We start from the raw sequence: 25997 nt of genomic DNA on the forward strand, positions 1-25997 counted from the left end.
CTAGTGTGTTTTTACTTGTTGATTACGTTTGCTTAAAACTGCTTTGTATTCTTTAGGGAATACTTTTACGAAATGAGCAGATTGAGTTTTCCAGTCGCTTAAGATAAACTCAGCTACTCTACTATCCGTTAAGCGGATATGCGTTTTAAGTAAAGCTAAAATGCGTTCTTCATCTTCAGCTTGTAATGGATCAAGATCAACCATTTCTTTATTGCATTTGCGTGCAAAAGTTCCGTTGGCATCATAAATCCAGGCTACACCACCACTCATACCAGCAGCGAAATTGCTTCCGGTATCACCAAGAATTAGTACTTCACCACCTGTCATGTATTCACAACCGTGATCGCCCACTCCTTCTACAACAGCTGTTGCGCCAGAGTTACGTACGGCGAAACGCTCACCTGCTTTACCACGGGCAAATAACTCACCAGAAGTTGCGCCATAAAGGGCAACGTTACCGATAATGATATTTTGCTCAGGGATAAAAGTTGAGTTTGAGAATGGATAAATGGCCAATCTAGCACCCGATAATCCTTTACCCACATAATCGTTCGCTTCACCTTCTAATGATAAGGTTACCCCACGGGTATTGAAAGCACCGAAACTCTGTCCGGCCGAACCAACAAATTTAAAGTTGATCGTGTCAGGAGGTAAACCAGCGCCTAAATGGACTTTCGAAATTTCATTAGATAACATGGTACCCAGTGCACGGTCGGTATTTTTTACATCGAAACTGGCAAATACCGGTTCGTTATGATCAATAGCAGGTTGCGCAGCGGCAATTAATTTATGATCTAAAACCTGATCTAAACCATGATCCTGGCCTTCAGTATTAAATAAAGGCAAACCATTTTCTTCAGCTTTATATAATATAGCTGATAAATCAAGGTGTTTCAATTTCCAGTCTTCAGCAGGCAATTCGCGTACTTTCAAAATATCAGCCTGACCGATCATTTCGTGGATGGTTCTGAAACCTAATTCAGCCATAATCTCACGTAGCTCTTCCGCAAGGAAATAAAATAAGTTCACTACATGGTCTGCATCACCGGTAAATAATTTTCTTAATTCCGGATCTTGTGTTGCTACGCCAACCGGACAAGTATTTAAATGGCATTTACGCATCATAATACATCCCGAAGTTACCAAGGCTGCTGTTGCAACCCCCCATTCTTCAGCACCTAATAATGCAGCGATAGCAATATCTCTACCCGTTTTGAGCTGACCATCTGTTTGTAACACGATACGGTTACGCAATTTGTTTTTTACCAAAGTTTGGTGTGCTTCTGCTAAGCCTAACTCCCATGGTAAACCAGCATGTTGGATTGAAGTTAAAGGAGATGCTCCTGTTCCACCATCAAAACCAGAAACCAGAATCACATCGGCATGTGCTTTAGCAACACCCGCGGCGATAGTACCCACGCCAGCTTTCGAAACCAGTTTCACATTGATCCTTGCTGCGCGGTTAGCATTTTTCAAATCAAAAATTAACTGTGCTAAATCTTCGATCGAATAAATATCGTGGTGAGGCGGAGGTGAAATTAAACCAACCCCCGGTGTAGAGTGACGAACTTTTGCAATCCAGTCATCTACTTTGTGCCCTGGTAATTGACCACCTTCTCCTGGTTTAGCACCCTGAGCCATTTTAATCTGTAACTCATCAGCATTGGTTAAGTAGTAACTGGTTACACCAAAACGTGCAGAAGCAACTTGTTTAATTGCAGAGCGCATGCTATCGCCATTTGGCAATTTAGTATAACGCATTTCATCTTCACCACCCTCTCCGGTATTGCTCTTTCCACCGATACGGTTCATGGCAATCGCTAAAGTAGAGTGGGCCTCATGAGAAATTGAACCGAAGGACATTGCCCCTGTTGCAAATCTTTTTAAGATTGCTTCAGTAGATTCTACCTCATTTAAAGGTACTGATGGGCGGCTATAGTTAAATTCGAACAATCCACGGATGGTATAAGCTTGTTGTGTTTGCTCATTCACCAGTTTAGAGTACTGTTTGAAAATATTGTAATCGTTTTTACGGGTTGCGTTTTGCAGCAAGTGAATGGTTTGCGGGTTAAACAAATGCGCTTCACCTTTACGGCGGAATTTATAAGTTCCACCTGCTGGTAACAGGTTTTCGGTTTCTGTTAACGGACCAAAACTGCGGTGATGTTTAATTAAGGTTTCTTTTGCAATTTCATCCAGTCCTAAGCCACCAATACGTGAAACTGCGCCGGTGAAATAAGTATTCACTACTTGTTTATTTAAACCTAAAATCTCGAAAATCTGCGCCCCCTGGTATGATTGCAAGGTTGAGATTCCCATTTTTGAGAAAATTTTAAGTAAACCGCTGTTAACCGCGTAAATATAGTTTTTAGCAAGCTGTTCTGTTGATAAACCAGACTCTTCCTTGAACTCGTTAATGGTTTCTAATGCCAGGTAAGGGTTAATTGCGGTAACGCCAAAGCCCAGTAATGTGGCGAAATGATGTACTTCCCAAATATCACCAGCCTCTATCACAATACCTACAGCACCACGGTATCCTTTGCGGATCAAGTGATGGTGTACAGCAGAAACCGCCAATAAAGAAGGCATTGCAGCGTGCTCAGAGTCAATAGCCCTATCGGTTAATACAATTACCTGGAAACCATCTTCAACCGCGTCAACCGCATAACGGCATAAACGGTCTAAGGCTTTTGCCATAGCGCCCGGCTTGCCATCAGCCCTGAAATAAGTCTGTAAAGTTTTCGCCTGGAAAACACCTGTATCAATACTTCTTAACTTCTCTAATTCCTGATTGGTTAAAATTGGGTGTTTAATGGCTACACAATGCGCTTGTTTTGGGGTTTCTTCCAACAAATTACCCATGCTACCCATAAAACTGGCCAAACTCATTACCACTTTCTCCCTGATCGGATCAATTGGCGGATTGGTTACCTGTGCAAATAACTGCTTAAAATAAGACGATAAATGCTGAGGACGTTTTGATAAAATAGCCAATGGTGTATCGGTACCCATCGAACCGATTGGTTCTTTACCTTCAATGGCCATTGGTTTAAGCAAAAGATCTACATCTTCTCTGCTGTAACCAAAAACCTGTTGATATTTAAAAATAGACTCTGTAGATAAGCCGGTGAACATTACACGTGGCTCAGGTAATTCCTCCAAACGGATCTGGTATTGATTAATCCAATCGGCATAAGGGCTTTTACCACAAACTTCTTCTTTAATTTCGTTATCGCTGATAATTCTACCCTGCTCCATATCCACCACGAACATTTTGCCTGGCGTTAAGCGACCTTTTTCGATTACAGTACTTTGGTCGATGGCTAATGCGCCGGCCTCAGAACCCATAATTACACGGTCATCAGAAGTAATGGCATAACGTGAAGGGCGAAGACCATTACGGTCTAAAGTAGCACCTATTAATTTACCATCGGTAAAAGCAATAGCTGCAGGTCCATCCCATGGCTCCATTAAAGTAGCATGGAATTCGTAGAATGCCCTTTTAACAGGATCCATATCTTCATTACCATCCCAGGCTTCCGGCACCAACATCATTAATACATGAGGCAGGGTTCTTCCTGAGTGAAGTAACAGTTCAATAACATTATCTAAACAGCCTGAATCTGAATTGGTTTCGTCAATTACAGGCAATAACATATCTAATTCTTCAGGTGTAAAGTAAGCAGAAGCAAAAGATTTAACGCCTGCTCTAAACCAGTTTAAATTTCCTTGTAAAGTGTTGATCTCACCATTATGTGCAATAAAGCGGAATGGCTGCGCCAATCTCCACGAAGGGAAAGTATTGGTTGCAAAACGTGAGTGAACTAAACCTAAAGCAGAAACCATGCGCTTATCGGTTAGATCGGTAAAATATGTACGTACCTGTAAAGAAGTAAGCTGACCTTTATATATAATGGTTTGCGCAGAAAGCGAAACAATATAAAAATCTTTACCACCATGAACGGTGTTTACGATCAGTTTAATCAGGTAATTTTTAAAAATATAAAGTTTACGTTCGAAATCTGCCCCTGGTGCTACTGCATACGGACGGGCAATAAATACCTGCTCAATTTCTGGTTCAACAGAAAGGGCCATATTGCCAATATCTGTTGTGTCAACATCAACTTTTCTAAAGCCTAAAATTTCCAGGCCTAATTTTTCGGCGGCACGGTAAATCAATTCTCTGCACTCTTCTCTCGATCTGATATCCTTCGGCATAAATAACATACCTACACCATAATTATTGGTTTCTGGTAGGCTAAAGCCAGCTTTTAAACATTCGTCGTAAAAAAATTCGTGAGGAATCTGAATCATAATACCTGCACCATCGCCTGTATTTGGTTCTGCTCCACATGCCCCTCTATGATCTAGATTCTCTAAAATAGTAAGTGCATCAGAGATGATTTGATGCGATTTTCGCCCTTTCACATGTGCAACGAACCCAATACCGCAGGCATCGTGTTCAAATTGCGCATCGTACAATCCACTGTTTGGTTCCATTCTTTGCTCGTTAGTTGTTAGTGTATAGGAAACACTAAGATACGAAAAACAAATCTTAAATTACAGAGTTGACAGGATTTTTAGAAAAATTTTAGTTCTTAAGTAAGAGAAAGCATTTATATTGAAAAAATGATAACAATATAGATAAATATTTATCAAATTTATAATGATAATATTATACAATAAATGCACTTTTTCTGCTAAATCTCAACATAAATCGTCTTAATTATTGATTTATATGTAAATATTTAATTTACATATAAATTGTTTGCTTAAAAAAATGTTTATCTTGTATTTCCTACTAACTTCTAAAAATATGCATTTTAATTTTATTAATTTATTAATCAGCCACATAGCCTAAAAGAGAAAAAAAATACAAAAATGCATTTCGCGAAACAACTTCTTTTTCTACCTTTGTGGCCGGGCAAGTCTTTTACGACCAGCTCCCTTTGAACTCCCCCAGGGTGGGAACACAGCAAGGGTAGAAGGTTGTAGCGGTGCGATAGAAGGTGCTTGCCCTTTTTTTTCTTTTCCTTAATCCCCTGAAGGGGGAACTAAATTCTTCAGGGTTCAATCATAGAAACTCAAATATTTAAGAATTTATAAACATGAAATTTTTTATTGACACAGCGAATCTTGATCAAATCAAAGAAGCGCAAGATCTTGGCATTTTAGATGGCGTAACCACCAACCCTAGCTTAATGGCAAAAGAAGGTATTACTGGCGAACAAAATGTAATTAACCACTACAAAGCTATCTGCGATATTGTTGATGATAACGTAAGTGCCGAAGTTATTGCGACTACTTTCGATGAGATTATTAAAGAAGGTGAAGCTTTAGCCGCTTTAAATCCGAAAATCGTAGTAAAAGTACCAATGATTAAAGATGGCGTTAAAGCCATCAAATATTTCTCGTCAAAAGGAATTAAAACCAACTGTACTTTAATTTTTTCTGCCGGACAGGCATTATTAGCTGCTAAAGCTGGAGCTACTTATGTTTCTCCGTTTTTAGGCCGTTTAGATGATATTTCTAGCGATGGTTTGGTTTTAATTGAAGATATCAGAACTATTTTTGATAACTATGGTTACGAAACTCAGATTTTAGCTGCATCGATCCGCGGACCATTACACATCGTTAACTGTGCTAAATTAGGTGCTGATGTAATTACTGCACCTTTGGCTGCTATTGCAGGTTTATTAAAACACCCACTAACAGATAGCGGTTTAGCTACATTTTTAGCTGACCACGCTAAAGCTGCTGGGAAATAGAAATAATAAAGTCGAGAGTCTTTAGTCCTAAGTCTTGAGTCGGATTTCCGGTTTAAGACTTAGGATTTTTTGTTTTATGGACATCTTACGAAATCTCAATGGGCAAGCGCATGGAAGGATTTCGTAAGTATAGGGTGGGGGAAAGCGTAATAGAGTTTCAGAAGCTTCTGACTTACGAAGTTATTCATCCGTTCCTTCCCTTTCTAAACTTTGTAAGTCATTGCGTTATTCTGCGTTAACGATGGAAACGGCATCCTTTTTGGCTGTCATCCTGTCCAAAGGACTCCTGTGGAGAGCGTAGTCGAAGGACAGTCAAAAAGATACAGTGTACAGCGTGTTAAAACGCCCAAATGATCACGCTTTAATCAATAGTCTAAACCTTAAATCAATATAAACCTGGACTTAGCGTTTTTTATGCACTTTAAAAAGAGACGCTAGACTAAAGACTCACGACTAAGGACTTCCTTTATTTTCTCATAACTGATCTGCTCATCAGGTTCGATTAGAATGCCCTTTACTCCTGCCCCATTTGCAGCTTCAACATCTCTTGGTTTATCGCCGATCATAATAGATTGTGCCGGGTCGATATTGTACATATCAATTGCATCCAAAATCATTCCCGAAGCAGGTTTTCTACACTTGCATTCGCCACCAACAGTTGGATGATGCGGGCAATAATAAAAACCTGCAATATCGGCTCCTTGAGCTATAAAAGCATTTCGGAGCATTTGATGCATAATGGCTAGCTCTTGCTCGGTATAACGTTTTAAGGCAATACCGCCCTGGTTGGTAATTACAATTAAAAGATAACCTTCATCGAATAGTTTTTTTAATACTGGAATCTGGTAATCCAGGATTTTAAAATCTTCAACACGGCAGATGTAATCATATATTTCGTGATTGAGTACACCATCACGATCGAGAAAAATAGCTTTATTCATTATTGAGATATGAGTATTGTGATTTGAGATTGTATCATAAATATAGAATTGTCATCCTGTCCAAAGGACTCCTACGGAGAGCCTGTCGAAGGACCTGTTTAAATGCCGCTCAGCGTTTCGACAAGCTCAACGTGACAAAATTTCGAATGGAATTACAACAAATGATAAATTCTCTTTATAATTTCGCCAAAATAACTGAAAATAAAGGACAAAAGAAAGCCCAATCTAATTAAAGACCGGGCTTAATCATAAAATTTATTTGGTTTTGGTTATTTCAGATTCAATCCTGCTTTATGGCCTTTTATAGCAAAATACAGAATATACAAGTAACATGGTAATACAGTTAAAAGATAGGCCAACTGAAAGTTAATATGTAATTTTTCATTTAGGAAAGCATATAATAACGGCATTAATGCACCGCCCGCAATACCCATAATCATAATCGCCGAGCCTATTTTGGTAAATTTACCCAAGTGGCTAATGCCTAGCGGGAAAATTGCCGGCCACATTAATGAATTGGCTAAACCCAATAGCGCTACGAAAATTACAGCAAACCAGCTGGAAATAGCAAAAGATAAAACGGTAAATATGATGCCTAAAATAGCACAGATTCTAAGGGCTTTTTGCTGAGAGATAAATTTTGGAATGGTAACGATACCAATAATATAACCGATTAACATACTGAAAAGCGTAATAGAGGTTAGCTTGCCGCTAATCTCTGGGCTAATACCTAACTCGCGGCCGTAAATACCGATAATATCGCCGGCCATAACCTCTGCGCCTACATATACAAAAATACAAAGTGCACCCAGGAACAAGTGTGGGAACTGAAAGATACTTGTATGTTTTACCACCTCTCCTTTGCTTTCGTCGATCACATCTTCTTCCACTTCAACTTCTGGAAGGTTGGTGAATTTAATAAAAACTGCAAAAAGGCAGAAAACGATAGCTAAAACAATGTAAGGCATATTTACACGGCCTAAAACATCGTTTAATAACTGCTCGTGAACAGCGCCGGTAGCCGCTTTGATCTGTTTCTCCACTTCTGTAGCATTTTTCAAAAACAGACTGCCCATAATTAAAGGCACAATCATTCCGGCAAATTTATTACAAATACCCGCAAAACTGATCCGTTTTGCAGCACTTTCTATTGGGCCGATAATGGTTAAGTACGGGTTTGATGCGGTTTGCAACAAAGCTAATGCAGCACCCTGAACAAAAATTCCGGTTAAAAACAAACCAAACGTTCTGGTTTGAGCTGCAGGTATAAATATCAAAGAACCCAGACCTAAAATAACCAAGCCTAAAACAATTCCATTTTTAAAGCCCACTTTTTTAAGTATCCACGATGATGGCAGCGCTAAAAAGAAGTAAGCCATATAAGATGCAAAGGTTACGAAGAACGCCTGTAAATTCGATAATCCGAAAGATAATTTAAAGAAAGGAATTAATGTTCCGTTTGCCCAGGTTACAAAGCCAAAAATAAAGAATAGGGCACAAATGATAATAAGTGGTTTTGGCCCTTGCGTTTGACCTGATTTTGTTGTTTGTTGCATAAAGTTTTGGTTCGGTTTAATTTGTTTGGACCAAACTAAACAATAATATTTAATAAAATAAGGGTCAAACGTTTGCGTAATTTTAACTTTAACAGAAATGGGCTTTAGTTAGTTGCTCACACACCTAAAACCGGTATGCTCTAAGCCCGTATCAACAGAAGTTTTCATTCTCGAAGTTACCCGGTAACCTTTACAATAAGAGGCGTTGCACATAAAAGAACCACCCCTTACCACTCTTTTAGGTATAGTCGGCTCCATAGGGTCGTAGCTGTCTGAAGGACCTTTAGGATTGGTGCTCAACCCTGAAAGCGTGCTATAATAATCAGGCCGGTACCAATCGCTGCACCACTCCCATACGTTGCCCGCCATATCATAAAGTCCATAACCGTTCGGCTTAAATTTTTTCACTGCAGCTAAACTATTAAAACCATCCCAATTCGTATTTTTAACAGGAAAGATTCCCTGCCAGGTATTGGCTTTTACTTTACCTTTTTCTATATCTTCATTCCCCCAGGGGTATTTTTCATTTTTCAAAGCACCTCTCGCGGCATACTCCCACTCTGCCTCTGTTGGTAAACGTTTACCCGACCATTTACAATAGGCCATGGCATCATCCCAGGATACATGTACAACCGGAAAGTTTTCTTTTCCTTTAATATCGCTGTTAGGACCATGAGGGTGTTTCCAATTGGCGCCTTTAACCCAACGCCACCATTGCGAGGCATCATTTAAAGAGATAACACTTTTTGGCTGATAAAAGACCAAAGATGCTGCAACAAAAACACTGTCGGGTGGTTTTGGTGTACCTGCCGGAAGCTGTTTTTTCATTTCTTCCCAATCTGGTTTACGCTCGGCCGTAGTAAGATATCCGGTTGCATCTACAAACCTTTTAAAACTGGCATTGGTTACTTCGGTAGCATCTATCCAGAAAGAAGAGATTTTAACCTGATGTTGCGGGTATTCATCATCTCTACCCTCTTTATCAGAAGCGCCCATGGCAAACTCGCCTGCTGGAATTAAAATCATGCCTTCATGACTTGCTTTATTATTGGAAGCGAAACTTGAAGAATCTTTTACCGCACCAAAACGGCTTGGCATATTTTTTTCGCATGAGGCTAAAGAATCTTGCTTGTGTTTAGCCTTTTCTTCTTCTTTAGCGTGTTTAGATTGACAGGAAAATATAAAGAGAAGCGGCAAAAAAAACAAAGCGGAAAGAAATCTATACATGATTAATATTAAATTTGGAGCGATAAAAATATCAATTAAGTTTAAAAAAGAGAAGCTAAATAATTAATTCGCCTATAAATCAATACACTAACGCTTTTGGCGACTTTTTATTTGCAGGAAATGCTTCATAACCCTATATTTGCACCACTTTAAAGGAAACGGATAATGTTTTAAGCAAAGTAGATTCCGTAGCTCAGCTGGTAGAGCATTACACTTTTAATGTAGTGGTCCTGGGTTCGAATCCCAGCGGGATTACAAGAAACCTCACAGAAATGTGAGGTTTTTTTGTTTTATGTCCGCTGGGATTCGAACAGAAGCGCCGGCCTGGGTTCGATTTGTAAAAGGCTCAGGGCCGAGTTCGGGGTTTTGCGGGGCTGAACCAATCCCAGCGGGATCACATAAAAAATAATCGGAAAGTATATCTCTACTAGGGATAGATTTTCCGATTTTTACTCCACAGGTTTTGTAACTGATCCGGTAAAAACAAAAAAACCTCTCCAGCAAAAAAATCATTTTTTGCTGGAGAGGTTTTTGGCAATACAATAACCTGTAAAACAATCCTTTTATCAAAATAATAATTCGAACTCAGGTTGATAATAAAATCAGGTGTTTTCTCTTAAATAGTTTTACTTATAAGTCGCAGCTAGTTTTAAAGCGTTATAAGCATTCACAATACCACCCGTTACACAAATTTCTGAGAAAGGTACACTAACTGGCGCTCCGTCTTTTAAAGAAGTTACATTATGGTTAATTTTTACAACCGATTTTAAAATGATTTCCTTTACCTGAACTGCTGTTAATTTAGGATAATAAGAACGAATTAAAGCTGCCAAACCTACTACCACTGGTGCTGCCATACTAGTTCCGCTTTCCGGTTTATAAGTGTTTTCGGGAGTTGTTGAATTAATAAGTACCCCTGGGGCAAAAACATCGACACTCGTTTTTCCAAAATTAGAGAACCCAGCTTTTAAAGTTTCGTCATCTTTAAAAGCAGATGCTCCTACTGTAATATATGAACTTGCAATTTCTCCATTTAAGTATTTTCTCGAAGGAAAATTACTTTCAACATCTATATCTTTATTTTCATTCCCAGCAGCTTGTACCAATAATACATCTTTATTTACAGCATATTTAATTGCTTCATCTACTGCTTCTTTATCCCGTGAATATGCTTTACCAAAACTCATGTTAATTACTTTAGCCCCATTATCTGCTGCGTACCTAATAGCGTTTGCAACATCTTTATCACGTTCGTCGCCATTTGGTGTATTACGAACTCCCATAATTAACACATTATTCGCCACACCCATAATACCTAAATTATTGCTACGATCGGCACCAATTATACCCGAAACATGAGATCCATGCGAAGCATCAGGACCTTTTACATCATTATTACCATAAAATCTTTCCTTGCTGTTATTAGGATCATCACCAACAATACTACGAGGGTTATAATCAACATTGTAGTCATAATTAATTTGATCACCAAAATGCTTCATGTCTTTAGCTAGTCGATCATTATAAAAAGTCTTGAAGTCCGTATCTTTTAAAACATTTAATAGAACTGCTTTTATTCTACTTTCTCTCTCGCCCTCTGGTTGAAAAGCTTCAATATCATTAGGTGTTGGATTTTCCTTCCCAATTTTCTTAATTAAAAGATCTAATGCATTTTTGAATCCAGAAATCCCAGCAAAGTTACTTTTTGCTGTGGTCAATTCCTGGGCAAGCTTTGATCGATTCTTCATAAAATCTTCGTAACTTGCTTTATCCTTTTCGGCTACTGTTTCAGCTGTAAGACCAGCAAATCGAACATTATCACGGCGAACCAAACGAGTTAGCTCTAAGTTTTCATGGTCAATTGAACCCGTTGCTCCGCCTAAAAAATTCCAACCATGAATATCGTCCTTGTACCCATTCTTATCATCGTCTACTCCATTGCCTTCGATTTCCTTTGTATTGGTCCAAATTACTCTTTTAAGGTCTTCATGATTTAAATCAACCCCACCATCTAGTACTGCAACCACTACTGGCTTCGATTTTTTACCTTTTAGCAGCTCTTTATAAGCTTTTTCTGTACTGATACCAAAAACGGAGTCAGTTTTAAGATCCAAATTTTGCCAATTCGCCTTTTGAGCAAGTGAAAATAAAGGAAGCACACTAAAACATGATAATGCAATTATTTTTTTTAAAGAATGGTTATTATTCATACAGTTTTTAATAAATTATTATTGACTAATTTCAAAGAATGGCTTTAATGCCGTTTTATTATTAAGTTAATTATTGATTACAGTAATGTTATAAGAGGTTAATAGTCTAAATAGCCCAGTAGTAGAGAATTTAGCTTTTCGAAGTAAATTTCGTTCTGGATCGATGGTAAAGTTTACATTAATGGTTTAATTGCATGTTAGGATTAAATAATTTGACACGTGTTGGAATTTCAAAAGTATAATTAGGGCTTTTCGGGGCTAATGTTACTTCTACAGCTAATGATGTTTGATTAATCCTTTTTACCTCTGGCATTCTGCCTTCCTGGTCCAAACGTTTCATATCAAACCAGCGAAGACCGCTATAAGCACCCTCCCTCCTTCGTTCTGCCAATACTTTAACCAAAGCTTCTTCGCCAGTGGTGGCGGTTTGATCAACATAAGCAGCAGTTTTAATCCTATTTTTACGCAACATGTTCACAATATACATGGCTTCATTAAACTTACCCTCTCTTGCCAACAATTCAGCTTTGGTTAAGTACATTTCCGGGAAGGTAATACCGAAATTATATTCTCCAGGGAACGGAGTCCGTCCCAAACCATTAACGGTTGTTATGGTTGAGAGTTCGTAACGAAGATCATTGCTATCAAAATAGCTTTTTAAATCAGTAGAATAGAGCATAAAATTAGGTGAGCCATTAACTGATGCCCGTTGCCAAAGTACTTCAGGACTTAATTCGTAAACCGGGAAGCCAGTAGGTAAGGTGTATGAATTATAATTTAATAAAGTATGAGGCCCTGTTAAAGCTAAATCGTTATACTTTTTAGCATCTACAAAATCTGCCATATATAAATAAATTCTTGTCAGTAAGCCGTAGGCTACATATTTTGTTACTCGGTACCTATTTACATTACTGCTGGGTAAAGCTGGAATTGCGGTAGTTACATTACCTATAATCTCATCCAACGTAGCTTTGAGCGATGACCTGGCTGGCACCTTATCATTCACATCGGTACTAGTTACTAAAGGAAGACCAGGATCTGTACCTGCAGTTGCAGGATTATAGGCTTTGGCAAATACTGTTAATAACTCGAGATAACAATTGGCTCTAATTACCAATGCTTCACCTGTAATGCTTAATTTCTGTGCGTCAGTACCTTTAGTAGCAGTTGGCACACCATTAATAATCGCATTCGCAGAGTAGATACTACGATAAGCTGAGCCCCAAACATCGGGACTGAGCAGTTCATCAACCGTTAAAATTGGTCGCCAGTAATAGCCATTGGCAGCCGGAGAGGTAGCCGTTACTGTAAATGTATTTAAATTATCGTCTGTAAAATCGAGCAGGTTTATTGAAAATGTTTTGGTTAGCGAAGGAGAATTCAAAATTGCTTCATAATCTTCAACCTTTTCTGGTAAGATAACCCCTTTAGGTTTTACATCTAGAAATTTTTTGCATGAAGAACATGCAAGTACAACAAGAATTAACAGTATGATATGTTTATTTTTCATCAGTTTATAATTTGAGTTTTAATGGTTATGAAGCTATCATGAGTTTCACATTGCATTTGTGAATGTAAACTCATGATGGTTTCATGGTTTCTAAAAGTTGGTAGATAAAGTTAAACTGTATAAAGGTTGAGTTTCCAGTCTGCGAATACCTGAAATCCGATCAATTGCATCTGGATCGATATCGTTTCCGCTAAAAGTATAACGGAATGGATTTTGTGCCTGAAAGCGTAGTTGGGTATTTCTTAACCCTGCTTTTTCTAAAAATTGAGCTTTAGCACGATAGGTGACCACTATATCTCTGATGCGAATGTAATCGGCCTTGCGCACAAACTCTGAAGCATATTGATAGCCAGAAAGTGCACTAGGCTGAAAGTAGCCTGGCGTTGATGGCGAAGCACCCGAATATCCAGGAATACGGGTCTTAGTTTCATCACCTGCCGTTTTCCAGAAATTATTGGCACCTTGTAATGGAGTAAGGCTAAAGATTCCAATATTATTAGGATTTGGCTGTTCTACCCTCATTACATGCCCACCATAATACATCAATAGAAACGAGATATCGAAGGCACCCAAACTAAATTGGTTATTCAAGCCCAATACATATTTTGGTGTCGTTGTACCACGGTAAATCAGATCATCTTTGGTTAAGTCGGTTACACCTGCACCCATATTTGTATAGGCCAATACTTTTTGATTACCGAATCTATCTAACACATAAGGCTGTCCGTTACTGTTTAAACCTCCATAATTATAGCTGTACAAGGCACCAATTGGAAGCCCTTTAACTGGTAAGCTTGAGCTCACAATCTGCTGTGAAGTAGTAAATTCGCTAGCTTTAACTTCCAATACTTTATTTTGGTTAAATGAAGCGGTTAATTGGGTTCTCCATTCAAATTTGTGCTGTCTTAGGTTAATGCTGTTCAATAAAATCTCTAGCCCTTTGTTCTCAATTGATGCAGTATTTGCATTATACTGGTTAAAACCTGTTGTAGGGTCTGCCCCATACTGTCCAAATATATCTTTGGTTCGTTTAATGTAGTAGTCTACCGACCCAGAAATCCTGCTTTTTAAAAAGCTATAGTCCAAGCCAAAATTATAGTTCTGTGTGGTTTCCCATTTCAATGATTGATTTTCGGGAGTGAGTATATCATTATAAGTTAATGGTGTAGTTAAAGTAGTGTTTAATCTAGATTCGAGGGTTAAAAATGGACCACTGTTACTCAATGGCACATTTCCGTTAAAGCCCGTTGCGGCCCTTAATTGTAGTTGGTCTACCCAGGTTTGTTTCTTAATAAACTCTTCTTCTCCCAATCGCCAATTTAAACCAGCAGACCATAATGGTTTATTTCTATATTTTGGATCTACACCAAACAAGTTTGATTTATCGATTCTGAAACTTCCTGTAGCTACATATTTTGACTTATAGATATAAGTTGCCTGACCATAGTAAGAAATAAACCTTCTATCGCTGGCGGTTTCATTAAAATATTCTGTGCTATTAAACTTTGCTCCACTACCATTAGTATTGAATGGAAAGGCAGGTCTAACCGTAGTATTTAAAGCGCCCATATTAATCGGTTTTACAATCAATGATTGTCCGTCATAGCCAAAAAATGAGGTTAAGTATCCTTCACCTACCGTCTTTTTCTGCTCTGCGCCAAGTATTCCCGATAAGCTATGATCTTTACCAAATGTATGACTGAAGTTTAATTGCCCCCGTAAGGTGTAATTAGTGATTTTTTGGGTATTTCGTTTTAAAATATCACCTTTAGGCATATTGGTAAAAAGTGCCTTTCCTGTAACGGCATCTTTTAAGGCCATTGAATTGATTAAAGTTTTAGTTGTAAATGAATCTTCGGTCTGCAATTGATCAAACCTTACATTCTGATTTTCATAATTCCCTCCCAAATCAAAATTAAGCCAATTGGTAATCTTGCTATTTAATCTACCCTGAAATTTGATCAAAGAATTTTTTTGTGTGTTCTCATTGCTAGTCAGTTCCTGATAGGGAAAATAAAACTGGTTGTATAACCCAGCAGCTTGTAAGGCATTATTTGTTGCAGTAGAAGTATGATAAGTAATATAATCCTTTCTTGGCCCTAAAGATACAGGCAGCGGATTTCCATTATCGTCTGCATAACGCTCGTAGGGGAAAATATCCCCATAAATTGGGGTATTGGCCGTGGTGTTATTAATATTAGTGTAAGTTCCCCTAAAATCAAAATTGAATCTAGAAGAAAATCGAAAGGTGTTGGCCAAGTTAAGGTTAAACTGTTTATTTTGTGAACCCCTATTTACTGGTGTTTCTCCAATATAGTTCAAGCCCATCATATACGTATTGTTCGGACTTCCGCCACTTACATCAAAATTTACATTCTTTACCTGTCTTTGTTGATAGAATAAACGTTGGTACTCATTTAGGTTATCATAAGAGCCTAATGCAGCCAATTGCTGATCTACCTGAGCCTGAGTTAATACTGGGTTAACCACACCAGGTCTTGGTCCCTTAAAAAGAATTTCTTGCGCAGGGTTCATTTTATAGATACCCACATTATACAACACATTGTTAGGCTTAGTGATATAAAAATTATCACGTTGTAATTGCACAAATTCACTTGAAGAAATATAGTTCATGTAGCTAAAATCTGGCTTATCTTGAAAAGCTAGAGAACTATTGAAGGTAAATACAGGCTTGCCCATCTTACCTCGTCTCGTTTCTACAACAATGACCCCATTTGATGCTCTAACCCCATAAATGGAAGCTGCAGCCGCATCACGTAAAACAGTAACAGAAGTAATGTCGTTTGGATTAATTGTTCTCAGGTCTATTTCTGTAGGGAAACCATCGAGTACAATTAATGGTTGCTTTACGGCATCAAAAGTAGAAACACCACGGATAGTGAGTTCTCCGGTTTGCCCGTTATAAACCAAGCCTGGAATCTTTCCTTCTAAGCTCTCCAAAAAATTCCCTGTTATTGCTGTTCGCTGCTGATATTGTTCTTCATTCATATTAGATGCCGCTCCGGTTATTTGATCCTTTTTGATCTTTTGATAACCTGTATTAATAGAAACATTAACCTCATCCAATTTACTCGTGCTTCGCACCATCCTTATTGACCCTAAATTAGGTTTGGCTTTAACTTCCATCAACTCATAACCGAGATAAGAAATCACTAATATTGCATTTTCATCAACTTTAGAGAAATTGAATTCTCCTTTATCATTTGTAATCACAAGGTGTGAAGTTCCTTTAATTTTAACAGAAGCTCCCGCAAGTGCTTCTCCATTTTCACCTAATACCTTTCCACTGATATCGATCTCAAGAAATCGCTCTACAAGCCGTTCAAAAAAAGATTTTTCTTTTTGTTCAATATATATGGTTTTGTTGTTTAACGTATATTTCAGCTCTGTTCCATTAATAATTTGATTAATTACATGACTAACTGGTGTATTATTAAACGCTACATCTATTTTTTTTGAGATATCTAGCTTTTTGCTCCACAGCAAAACATCATATCCGGTTTGCTTACGGATTTCATAAAACACTTTTGCAATGGTGATGTTCTTCTCTTTAAGCGTTAAATTTTGCCCGAAAGTTGAAGCACTAACCTGCGCAAGTGTAATGATTAATAAGAATGTAGTTAGTTTAGCCCTCATTATCCATTTTCGTTTATCAATCTCATTCATCCGCTGAAAAAGCGAATCCTTATTCAATAGTATTTTAACCATGTAGCCACAAGGCTTACATAAAAAATTAGTATAATTTTTATACATTTGACATTAGTCTGTTATGGCGTTGTGTCGATTTTTAGAAGGATTGAGCACTTCACCAGGTTTAAGAAATTTGTTTAATCAATATTTCTGAATGCAGATAGAAAGGGCTTCGACCACGAATCGAGGCTCTTTTTTGCATCAAATTACTATACCCTTCAAGGTCCTTGTTTCTGATTTTTCATGTATTTTGGTTGTTTAGGTTTATCAATGGATTTTGCCTTTGTTTATAAGGTTCAAACCGTTAGTTGTTAATCACTTTGAAAGGTTTTGTTAAACTGTTGATTAGTGAGTTATTTCTTTAAGCTAATCGTAACCACATCTTTATCAATTTTAAATGTTGCAAGGCCACTACGTTCTAATACATTAACAAGGCTTGATATTGTTTCATACTTGCTAATTGTACCAGAAATGATTTCGCTTTTTAATTTAGGATCTTCATATATTACTTTTACGTTATACCATCTCGCAACACGTTTCATGATACTTTCTAGATTCTCTTTGTTGAACATAAAAAATCCTTCCTTCCAATCCACAAAAAACTGAGCTTCTACATCGACTATTTCCATTTTAGTTGCAGAATTAATTGCTTGTTGGTTTGGCTTTAAAACTTTAATTATCTTATTTTTTCCAGTAATTTTTACCGAACCCTCCAGTAGAGTTGTACGTGTAAGGATTTCGCCAGCATAACTATTAATATTAAACTGTGTTCCTAAGACTTCAACTTCTTGGCGCTCTGTTTTTACAATAAATGGATGTAATTTATCTTTGTTTACATTAAAATAGCCTTCACCAGAAAGTTCCACCATTCGTTTTTTCTTTTTTGTAAAAGAAGTTGGATACTTTAAGCTAGATGCTGAATTTAGATACACCACAGTTCCATCGGGTAACCTCACCTGAGTTTGTTCTCCATTTGAGGTTTGTAGGGTATTAAATCCACTGCTAGGCGCACTTTCGCGATCATTAATGGTGTATATAATTTGTCCATCCGCAGTTTTAGAAATACTTATCCCTGGTTCACTTGCAAGCACACCTGTTTTGTTGTCTGAGATGTAGATTTTTTTTCCATTGGCCAAAGTCAAGATTGCGCCATTTTTACCTGGGCCTCTATCTGCAATTTGTTCGATCCCATTAAAATGGGCTATATTTCTAAAATACCCTATTCCAGCACCAAATATCACCATTATAATAGCCGCGGCAGCAATTCGAGGCCATAATGAAACTCGTTTTGTTGGTTTGATTTTTAACAATATCGCTTCAAACATGCTTTTGTTTAAGCTGTTTAAATCTTTAGCAAATTGCTCGGGGATAAAAATCTCTTTATCCTGATCAGCATTATACCATGCTGCAAATTCCTTTGTTTCTTCTGATGTAATTGATCCATCCTTCCATTTGGAAGCCAAGTGTTTAAAGCGATCTGGCGTATTTAACTTCTCCATATATAAAGATTTCTATATATAAGTCAGCTAAAAACAAGTTATCCCTTGCTTGTAAAAGGAAATAAATTAAAGAAGTGTTAATAGGAAGGTATTTAGACCTGTTTTGAGCGATTTTATTGCTTTTGTTAAATGGCCTTCAACCGTTTTCTCAGAGATCCCGAGTTTTTCGGCAATTTGCTTTTGGGAATGTCCACCGTCTCTACTCAAAACAAATACAAGTCGGCACTTTTCTGGCAATTCCGCAACGAGTTCGGCAAGTCTATCTTTCAATTCCATAAACGCTAACCATTGTTGAGTAGAATCGTCAATATCAGAAATACGAAGATTATCTAAATAAATTTGATGGTTATTTTTTTTGTCCAACACATTAATTACCCGATATTTTACAGAAACCGCAAGGTAACTGCTTAGTGCTCCCCTAATCTCCAATTGTGTTCTGCGGTTCCAAAGGCTGATAAATATATTTTGTACAATTTCTCGGGCTTCCTCAAGATCGCCGATTTTATTTGCAGCAACAGTAAAGAGCTTCTTCCAGTATCGGTTGTAAATTTCAGTAAAAGCAAGTTCATCGCCAGTTTTTAACAAGCTGATTAATTCTGGCTCTGAAAGTTTACTATGTCTATTCATACGTTAAAATCCTGTCTCAGGATAATAGTAGACTGATCAAATCTAAAGAAATTATCTCGTTATCCTATAGTTATGAGGCTCAAAAGCTTCTTTCCTGTACTAATCGATCAATTTATAACCTTGTCCCCTGATATTCAATATTTCTACATGAGTATCTTTAACAAAGTATTTGCGCAACCTGCTAATGTATACATCCATACTTCGGGCATTAAATATATTATCGTCGCCCCAAAGCTTTAATAATGCAATATTTCTATCTAGTATGCTATTTTTATGTTGTAACAACAGCGCCAATAAATCAGCTTCCCGTTGAGATAATGCAATTGTTGAATTTTCAAACATCAACTCCAACTTTTTGTGGTTAAACTCATAAGGTCCTATCTTATTTGACACTTCCTGTACTGGAGAGTTGGTTATTATGCCTGGAATTTTTCTGCGCATCATGCTTTTTAACCTAAGTATTAGCTCTTCCATGCTAAATGGCTTTTTCATGTAGTCATCTGCCCCAGCCTCAAATCCCTTTAATACATCTTCTGTTTGAGACTTTGCCGTTAGAAAGATAGCAGGAATAAATTCATCTACTTTGCGAATATCTTGAAGCAGGGAGATACCATCCTTTCGGGGCATCATAATATCAATGATACAAATGTCTGGCTTTAGCTGATTGAACATGCTCCAACCCTCAACACCATTCTTAGCAATCTTGATTTCAAAGCCTCTTTTACCAAGTGTTTCAGCAATAATCATTGCCAGAACATCTTCATCCTCAACCAATAGTACTTTAATTTTATCCATAGATAGGGAATTTTAGAATAAAAGTTGTTCCAATACCTTTACTGCTCTTTACGTCGATCTTTCCATTCAAAGCAGCAACAAGCTCCTTAACATAATTCAGACCAAGCCCATACCCTTTTACGTCGTGAATGTTACCCGATGGCACCCGGTAAAACTTATCAAATATATAGGGCAGATATTCTTCATCAATACCTTGTCCGTTGTCTTTTACTTCTAGTTTCCAATGATGATCTGTTAGTGCAGCAATTATATTAATCTTTACCTGTCCTTCTGTATACTTAATAGCATTGTCTACCAGATTGGTTAGCACGGTGTGGATAATATACATATCTGTATTAACATATGCATTAAGAGGCAGATTATATTGGATTGAAATATGATCATGGACAGAAAACTCCGCTATTATTTTATTAATGAGCAACAAAAGATCTACTCGTTCTATGTTTACTGGTTTAACACCATGCTCATACCGGGTAATATCTAATATTCGATCAACATTGCTATCTAATTTATCCAAAATGGCGGTATTGATCTCAAGATAGCGAGAAGTTATCTCTGGATCTGAAGATTCGCCGAATTTATAGAGAGCCTCGTGAGTCGACTTCAGAATTGAGATCGGGGTACGCAGTTCATGGGCTATATTACTGAAAAAATCATTCTTCATAGAATCCAATTTCATCTGTCTTCGAATAATAATTCCCATATAATAAAGGCTAGCAGCAGACAAAAAAATCAATAACAACGAAATTAAAGCCGGGACCAATATTCGTAACAATAAATATTGGCTTTCATTAGTGATATTTGCAACAACAACCTCACTGTCTTTCGAAAAGCTTACAAATACAGCAGCCTTATTAACCGGTAGCATTTTTTGTTTCTTGAGTAAAACAAGGTTGAACGAAATAGCCATATTGTCTTTTTTAAGCTCTTGCTGTAAGAACGAACTTAACATTTTAATTTTCAATGGTTTGCCGAAGTTTTGAGCCATTAGAGTAATGTCTCCCAACTTCATTTGCGAGACGTTTTGAGAGTTTTTTTGAGAAGCTGGAAACTTAACCACAATTCCCTGTCCTCCTACATATGATTCTGGTGAACTATTATTTTCCCGAGGCATCCTCACAATCCCACTGATTTCTGAAAGAGAAGATGAATCTGCTTTGAAAATAATCTGAGGCTTAATCTCCTTTGACATGTAAGCACTAATGCTACGCTCTAATGAAAAAGTTACCGAACTATAAAAATTACGTTCTTCTGTTTTATAAGAATTATATACCCAATATACCTGAAACACAATGATTCCTGTAATTGTGACAATAGCCAATAACCATACAAAACGCATTCTTTTCTTCATGTAAATTATATTCTTTCTGTAGTGTTAAAGATACCTAATAATAAGGTACAGATTAGGTGAGTTAACACTAGTTAACATTAATTAAGGCATCGTTAACAGAAACAGGCAGCATAGTGAAGTAGTTTTGTTTATCAAAATGTAAAGTAAATTAAAATCAAATTAAATCCACATGAAAAATTATTTAATGTTAATAGCACTGTGTTTATTCGCTAGCCTTGCTAATGCTCAGGAAAAAATGCGCAAAGAAGATATGTTCCCAAAAAATGCAAAGTATTTTATCAAAGGAGGGGCGGAAATATCTTATGCAAAGATTGATAGTGTTATGCAAGCCTGGGGCGGGAGTTTTCAAATGGAGAAGAGTAGCGAAGGCAATGAACAGCACATCTATTTGGTAAAAGTTGATACCTCGAAGATAAAACAACTACAAGAAAAAATGGAGCAAGCAAATGCCACAATGGCAAAGGAGACAGGAAAAACTGCACCTCCTTTTGAATTAAATGACATTAATGGAAAAAAATACGCATTGCAAGATCTGAAAGGAAAAGTAGTTGTACTGAACTTTTGGTTTGCAGCTTGTGTACCATGTCAACATGAAATGCCCGAACTCAATAAATTAAAAGAAAAATATAAGGGCAAGGATGTTGTCTTTCTTGCCATAGGAAATGACGGTGCTAAGGAAATTAAAGAATTTTTAAAAACGAATACCTTCAATTACACACTATTGAGTGATGGGAAAAAAACAGCAGGTGATTATAAAGTTGCAGCATATCCAACTTCAATAGTGATTGACAAAAATGGCATTATTAAATATTCGCAAATTGGTGGATCGAATATCGCTGAATCTTTATCAAAAGAAATTGACAAACAGCTTTAGTCTAATAAAATACCTTATATTCTACTTCATAAAAAGGGTGTATCATAAATCAGAGGGCACTGAAAAAGTGACCTTAAAATAGTCTACGGCAAAAGAAGGCAGTTGAATGGTTATGAACTATTCAACTGCCTTCTTTTTGCTGTGTTATTTCACATTTACTTTTAGGCTGCCTTCCGATTTATTTTATAGCGGTTTGCAAACTCCTGAAGAATTTTTTTGGGATGAGATTACCAAACCTAGAATTTGAGTATTCTTTTTAGATTTACTACGAATATGGCAAGAGCACCTTGCATTTTCATGCTTTCCAAACCATAGGAATCTGCCCTGTCATATCCATGAACATTCTTCAGTTCGCTATTTTTCGCCTCTATTTTGTACCTATGTCTCGACTTTTCCCTGAAGTAATCGCTTTGCTGAAATACTTCCTGTTCTATGTGTTCATTTGCTTTTATTGCAACTGAATAAGTTTTGCTTTTGGCCTCTGGCTTGTAACATCCATCCCTCAGCGGACATCTCTTGCACTTTTCAACGTCAAAATAATAAACCATTGACTGGTTGTACCTATTTATCTTTTTACCCTGAACTCTTTTGTACATGGTCTGGTTCTACAGTTTTGGTAGTTCAGGACCATCTCCCTTCTCTGCCGAGGTAACAATAGCAGTAGTAATGATACGTTCCTCTGTCATTGCCAAATGTATTTTGTAACCAAAAAAAACTACTGTCAGCTGTTTTGTGTCCGACCCTGGCATCCATATCTTTTGATAAAGTGTAATTCTCCTGTGTATCTTCAACTGATTCAGTTTCTCCTGTACGGCAGGAATTTTGCTTAATGTTTCACCAGATTCGATGCGCTTTTGTAATTCCCGGCAGTATTCTATTTCCTTTAAGATGTCATTTGAATCGTTTTTCTCTGGCATTTGATCCTTAAAATCATCATCCATCAAATAAACGGCTTTGCGCAATGTCAGTGAGGTTCACAAAAGGTGCAAGAGATTGCACCTTTTCTATTTATAATGTATTTTAAAAGGCATTTTTCAAAAAAATCATATCATAAATTACTTACAATCTCATGTCTAGTTAAATGTTTTTGTTTCAGTGACTCAATACATAATTACCACCAGCTTTGGTCGCAAAAGTATACCTTTCTCCAATCTTTTGAACAGGGATTAACAAGCCATTTTCTCTCACCTGGATGTCGTTTCCTTTCCAGGGATCATTTAAATAGCATCTAGTGCCTTTCTCACTAAATATTTTCAGGTTAGAAACAGTTTTTCCATCATAATCAGCTGAAACCAGAAATGCCCCTTTTGTTCTCAACCGAGTAAATTTAGCTGCCGATTTGGGCCAATTAGGAAATAAATATAAAGTGCTATCAAGCGTTTGCAACATCATGGAGTTAATGGTTTCAACAAGTGCCGTCTTTTCTGCACCATGATGTCCGTCAATAATCAGGAAATTGGGTTTGGCCTTAGAAACCAGTGTTCTTAGATTCTGAATAATTATATCAGGATTAAAGCCCACCCTGGCAGCCATTATAAATCCACTTAATCCCAATGAATTCATAGAGCCTGTGAAACCGTTTTGAGAAACTTCATAGTAATCTACCGTATTTCTCGCAATCTGCAAGGTGTCTGGGGCTGAAAGCAAATCCAATACTTCACAAGGATACACAGGGTGCATTTGTATCATGTGGTTTGGGTGGTCCCAGCCCGCCTCATTCTTAGCAAAGACAGGTAATCCTTTGTTAGGACTCTTTGTAGGCATGATTACCTTATACTTTGGTAAGTGCAAAAGAATATCCTGCCATAAGGCTCTACGCTCTGCATCCACATTAAGTACCCTACTATACTTTAAGAGTAAACTAAAGGTTTGCTCAACAAATCCTAAATCTGAAGGTGGATTCAAATCCCAGGAGTCCTCATGTGCACCAGTAGTGATCGTGTAACGATAGGAATCGCCATAGGCCTCCTTTTTCAGGTAGTCTTCGTAGAAATCTCCACATTCCCGGATAAAAGGATAAGCGCGATTCTTCAGGAAATCCTCGTCGCCAGTATATTCATAATACCAGCTGAAAAGCGGAACATTGAAAGGCGCATTCATGGTCTGCTGCCAATAGTAGTTATATGGGACTCCGATACCCAGTCCCCCTACAAGGAAAACCGCTCCTCTGAATGATTTGCCTGCCAAAGATGGATGCACACTACCCATATCCGTTTGCGCTCGTCTTTTCCCATCCGGAACAATGGATTCAATGAAATTATAGAAGGGTTTGGCAATCTCAGGTCTGTTTGCAGAAAATACACTGTAAAAACCAGCCTGGCTGTTGTAATTCAAATGAATATCACCATGATACATCATTGAATCAGCCATATTCCATACCCCATACATCCCACCGCAGGCTGGCGAATGTTCATTGTAGGCCGAAGCCAGAAAATAAATGGATGATAAATAATGTCTGTTGAGCAATTCATCATTAGTTTCTACATATGATCTGCTCCACATGTCTTTCCACCAGGCAGCTTTGGCTTTTTTTAATCTGGCAACAACACTCCTATCTATAGATTTTAAATGCCTGTAAGCAGATGGCAACTTAGCATCGTTAATTTTTCCACCTCCTGAAATGTCCGTCAATACAAATACTGGCTTTGCATTTGTAAGCACAAAAGAAGAATTAACCTGTGATTTTGAAACCAGACTTAAGGTAGAGCCCGCACCTATGATCCTGGTGGAGATTCCGGCTTTAGAGATCCACCTTACCTCAGCAGTTTTGGTTTGACGAGTAACCTGAGCGACCTGATCATTAATTTCAGATGTAGTTCCATATAAAGTGTTGGCACCATCTGCAAATGTTTCCACTGATATCTTTACCGGATTGGGAGAAGTGGTTCTAAGTTCAGTAATCATCACATTATCATTTACTGTTATCCAGCTTTTCATCTTTACCGGTTGAGCAGTAGCTGTATTCATCCGTAATTCGTTCCCGAGTTGATCCATTTGATAATTAAAATCATCGGTAATAGGAGATTTTACAGTGATTTGGACACCGCCAACTGGTAATGCTGCTGGCCCTGTGCCTGCCCAGTCGCTCCAACCATCAGTTACAAAATCTACTTTGGATATACGAAAAGTCTGACTGTTACCAGATGTGTGGCAAACCACGCCAACATCGCCGTTTCCCATATATGGGCCAATTGGAGCACTATTTGACTTGATGCTATTGTAACCAAATGGTGTATTCCAGGTTGCGGTAAGTAAGCTCCTGTTCTTTACAAAAAATAGCGAATCCGTTTTACGCTCATCGATTTTCAAAGACTTTTTGCTTGTTACCCTCTCCCCCTTACTTTGGGAAATCTTTAATTCTTGAGAATGGACTAAAAAACTCCAAAAGAGAAAACAGAATGTAAAATTATTCTTAATAGACACCTTTTGTACATTTAGCATAAATTGATTTTTAATTTGTTTATAGTTCTGTTGAAGACAAAGAAATTGAGGTATTGAATCATTGTGTCGCTGTTCAGGTTTTTCAGATAACCAACGAGCATCAATTTTATAAATACCACTGGGCCGATACTTTTCTGCCCCTCTCCGCCATAAAGGTTTCATCACTATTTGGATGATAGTGCGAGTAAAAGGGCTCCGTCATTACCCCAGCCCTTACAACATGGTCATTAAAGAGGGAAAGCGGAATATTTTTGTAGCTGCTTACGCCGGCGGTCTCCTGCTCAATATCAATCACGGTAAGCTGCGGTATGGTCCTGATCATTTTTTAAAATTACATATTTTTTGATTTAAACCTATTAATACGTGATTACATCTTTAGTACCGGACTCATCGCTGACTAAAAGATAAATGGACACCTGGTGTGCATAATGCATATCATACCGCTGTTCCGATTTGTACAATTTATTCCATAAAGCATCGGTTAGCT

At 37.6% G+C, this 25997-nt stretch carries 15 protein-coding genes, 1 tRNA gene, 1 other RNA gene and 1 pseudogene; 4 read left to right on the forward strand and 14 right to left on the reverse strand.

From position 1 onward, the window contains the following. Positions 1-4500, reverse strand: a complete 4500-nt coding sequence (gltB, locus tag AW17_RS01895; protein WP_029274401.1) for a glutamate synthase large subunit — start codon at positions 4498-4500, stop codon at positions 1-3. A gap of 422 nt (positions 4501-4922) precedes the next feature. Here gltB and ffs point away from each other — a divergent pair. Next, positions 4923-5022: signal recognition particle sRNA small type (gene ffs / locus AW17_RS23485), an RNA gene on the forward strand. Between the two features lie 86 nt (positions 5023-5108). Then, positions 5109-5768 (forward strand): fructose-6-phosphate aldolase, encoded by a 660-nt coding sequence (gene fsa / locus AW17_RS01900; protein WP_029274402.1) that lies wholly within the window; start codon positions 5109-5111, stop codon positions 5766-5768. Positions 5769-6202: 434 nt separating this feature from the next. Here the strand turns inward: fsa and AW17_RS01905 are convergent, their stop codons facing one another. The 3 genes from AW17_RS01905 to AW17_RS01915 form a co-directional block, all read right to left on the reverse strand. After that, entirely contained in the window at positions 6203-6709 is a 507-nt protein-coding gene (locus AW17_RS01905; RefSeq protein WP_029274403.1) for a D-glycero-alpha-D-manno-heptose-1,7-bisphosphate 7-phosphatase, read from the reverse strand. Between the two features lie 269 nt (positions 6710-6978). Beyond that, positions 6979-8265: a sugar MFS transporter gene (locus tag AW17_RS01910; protein ID WP_036668811.1), complete on the reverse strand. Its 1287-nt coding sequence runs from the start codon at positions 8263-8265 to the stop codon at positions 6979-6981. A 108-nt stretch (positions 8266-8373) separates the two neighbouring features. Beyond that, the gene (locus AW17_RS01915; protein WP_029274405.1) at positions 8374-9492 is read right to left on the reverse strand and encodes a formylglycine-generating enzyme family protein; all 1119 of its coding nucleotides are present in this window, start codon (positions 9490-9492) and stop codon (positions 8374-8376) included. Positions 9493-9674: 182 nt separating this feature from the next. On the opposite strand from AW17_RS01915, the gene AW17_RS01920 reads away from it, so the two are divergent. Then, positions 9675-9747 (forward strand) — tRNA-Lys (locus tag AW17_RS01920). A 371-nt stretch (positions 9748-10118) separates the two neighbouring features. On the opposite strand, the gene AW17_RS01930 is transcribed toward AW17_RS01920, so the two are convergent. The 7 genes from AW17_RS01930 to AW17_RS01960 form a co-directional block, all read right to left on the reverse strand. Further along, a complete protein-coding gene (locus tag AW17_RS01930; protein ID WP_029274407.1) occupies positions 10119-11702 on the reverse strand; it encodes a S8 family peptidase in 1584 nt (527 codons plus the stop codon). Positions 11703-11880: 178 nt separating this feature from the next. Next, positions 11881-13212, reverse strand: coding sequence for a RagB/SusD family nutrient uptake outer membrane protein (locus AW17_RS01935; RefSeq protein WP_029274408.1), 1332 nt, complete (start codon positions 13210-13212; stop codon positions 11881-11883). Between the two features lie 90 nt (positions 13213-13302). Then, positions 13303-16941: a SusC/RagA family TonB-linked outer membrane protein gene (locus AW17_RS01940; RefSeq protein WP_029274409.1), complete on the reverse strand. Its 3639-nt coding sequence runs from the start codon at positions 16939-16941 to the stop codon at positions 13303-13305. A gap of 335 nt (positions 16942-17276) precedes the next feature. Further along, on the reverse strand, positions 17277-18422 hold the full coding sequence (locus AW17_RS01945; RefSeq protein WP_036668816.1) for a FecR family protein: 1146 nt from the start codon (positions 18420-18422) through the stop codon (positions 17277-17279). Between the two features lie 66 nt (positions 18423-18488). Then, on the reverse strand, positions 18489-19007 hold the full coding sequence (locus AW17_RS01950) for an RNA polymerase sigma-70 factor (RefSeq protein ID WP_245234990.1): 519 nt from the start codon (positions 19005-19007) through the stop codon (positions 18489-18491). A gap of 141 nt (positions 19008-19148) precedes the next feature. After that, entirely contained in the window at positions 19149-19844 is a 696-nt protein-coding gene (locus AW17_RS01955; protein ID WP_029274412.1) for a response regulator transcription factor, read from the reverse strand. Beyond that, the gene (locus AW17_RS01960; RefSeq protein WP_029274413.1) at positions 19837-21195 is read right to left on the reverse strand and encodes a sensor histidine kinase; all 1359 of its coding nucleotides are present in this window, start codon (positions 21193-21195) and stop codon (positions 19837-19839) included. Before AW17_RS01960 ends, AW17_RS01955 begins: the two co-directional genes overlap by 8 nt. A 169-nt stretch (positions 21196-21364) precedes the next feature. Between AW17_RS01960 and AW17_RS01965 the strand changes: the two genes are divergently transcribed. Beyond that, positions 21365-22069: a peroxiredoxin family protein gene (locus AW17_RS01965; RefSeq protein ID WP_051691577.1), complete on the forward strand. Its 705-nt coding sequence runs from the start codon at positions 21365-21367 to the stop codon at positions 22067-22069. 236 nt (positions 22070-22305) lie between these two features. Here AW17_RS01965 and AW17_RS24785 read toward each other — a convergent pair. From AW17_RS24785 to AW17_RS24000, 3 genes and pseudogenes are all read right to left on the reverse strand, one after another. Then, positions 22306-22861, reverse strand: a pseudogene (locus tag AW17_RS24785) (transposase); the annotation flags it as partial. Between the two features lie 300 nt (positions 22862-23161). Beyond that, a complete protein-coding gene (locus AW17_RS01980; RefSeq protein ID WP_209444179.1) occupies positions 23162-25378 on the reverse strand; it encodes a glycosyl hydrolase family 95 catalytic domain-containing protein in 2217 nt (738 codons plus the stop codon). Between the two features lie 238 nt (positions 25379-25616). Beyond that, the gene (locus AW17_RS24000) at positions 25617-25832 is read right to left on the reverse strand and encodes a cupin domain-containing protein (RefSeq protein WP_157280180.1); all 216 of its coding nucleotides are present in this window, start codon (positions 25830-25832) and stop codon (positions 25617-25619) included. Positions 25833-25997 lie beyond the last annotated feature (165 nt).

It is taken from the genome of Pedobacter borealis DSM 19626, assembly GCF_000708285.2.
Classification (GTDB): Bacteria; Bacteroidota; Bacteroidia; order Sphingobacteriales; family Sphingobacteriaceae; genus Pedobacter; species Pedobacter borealis.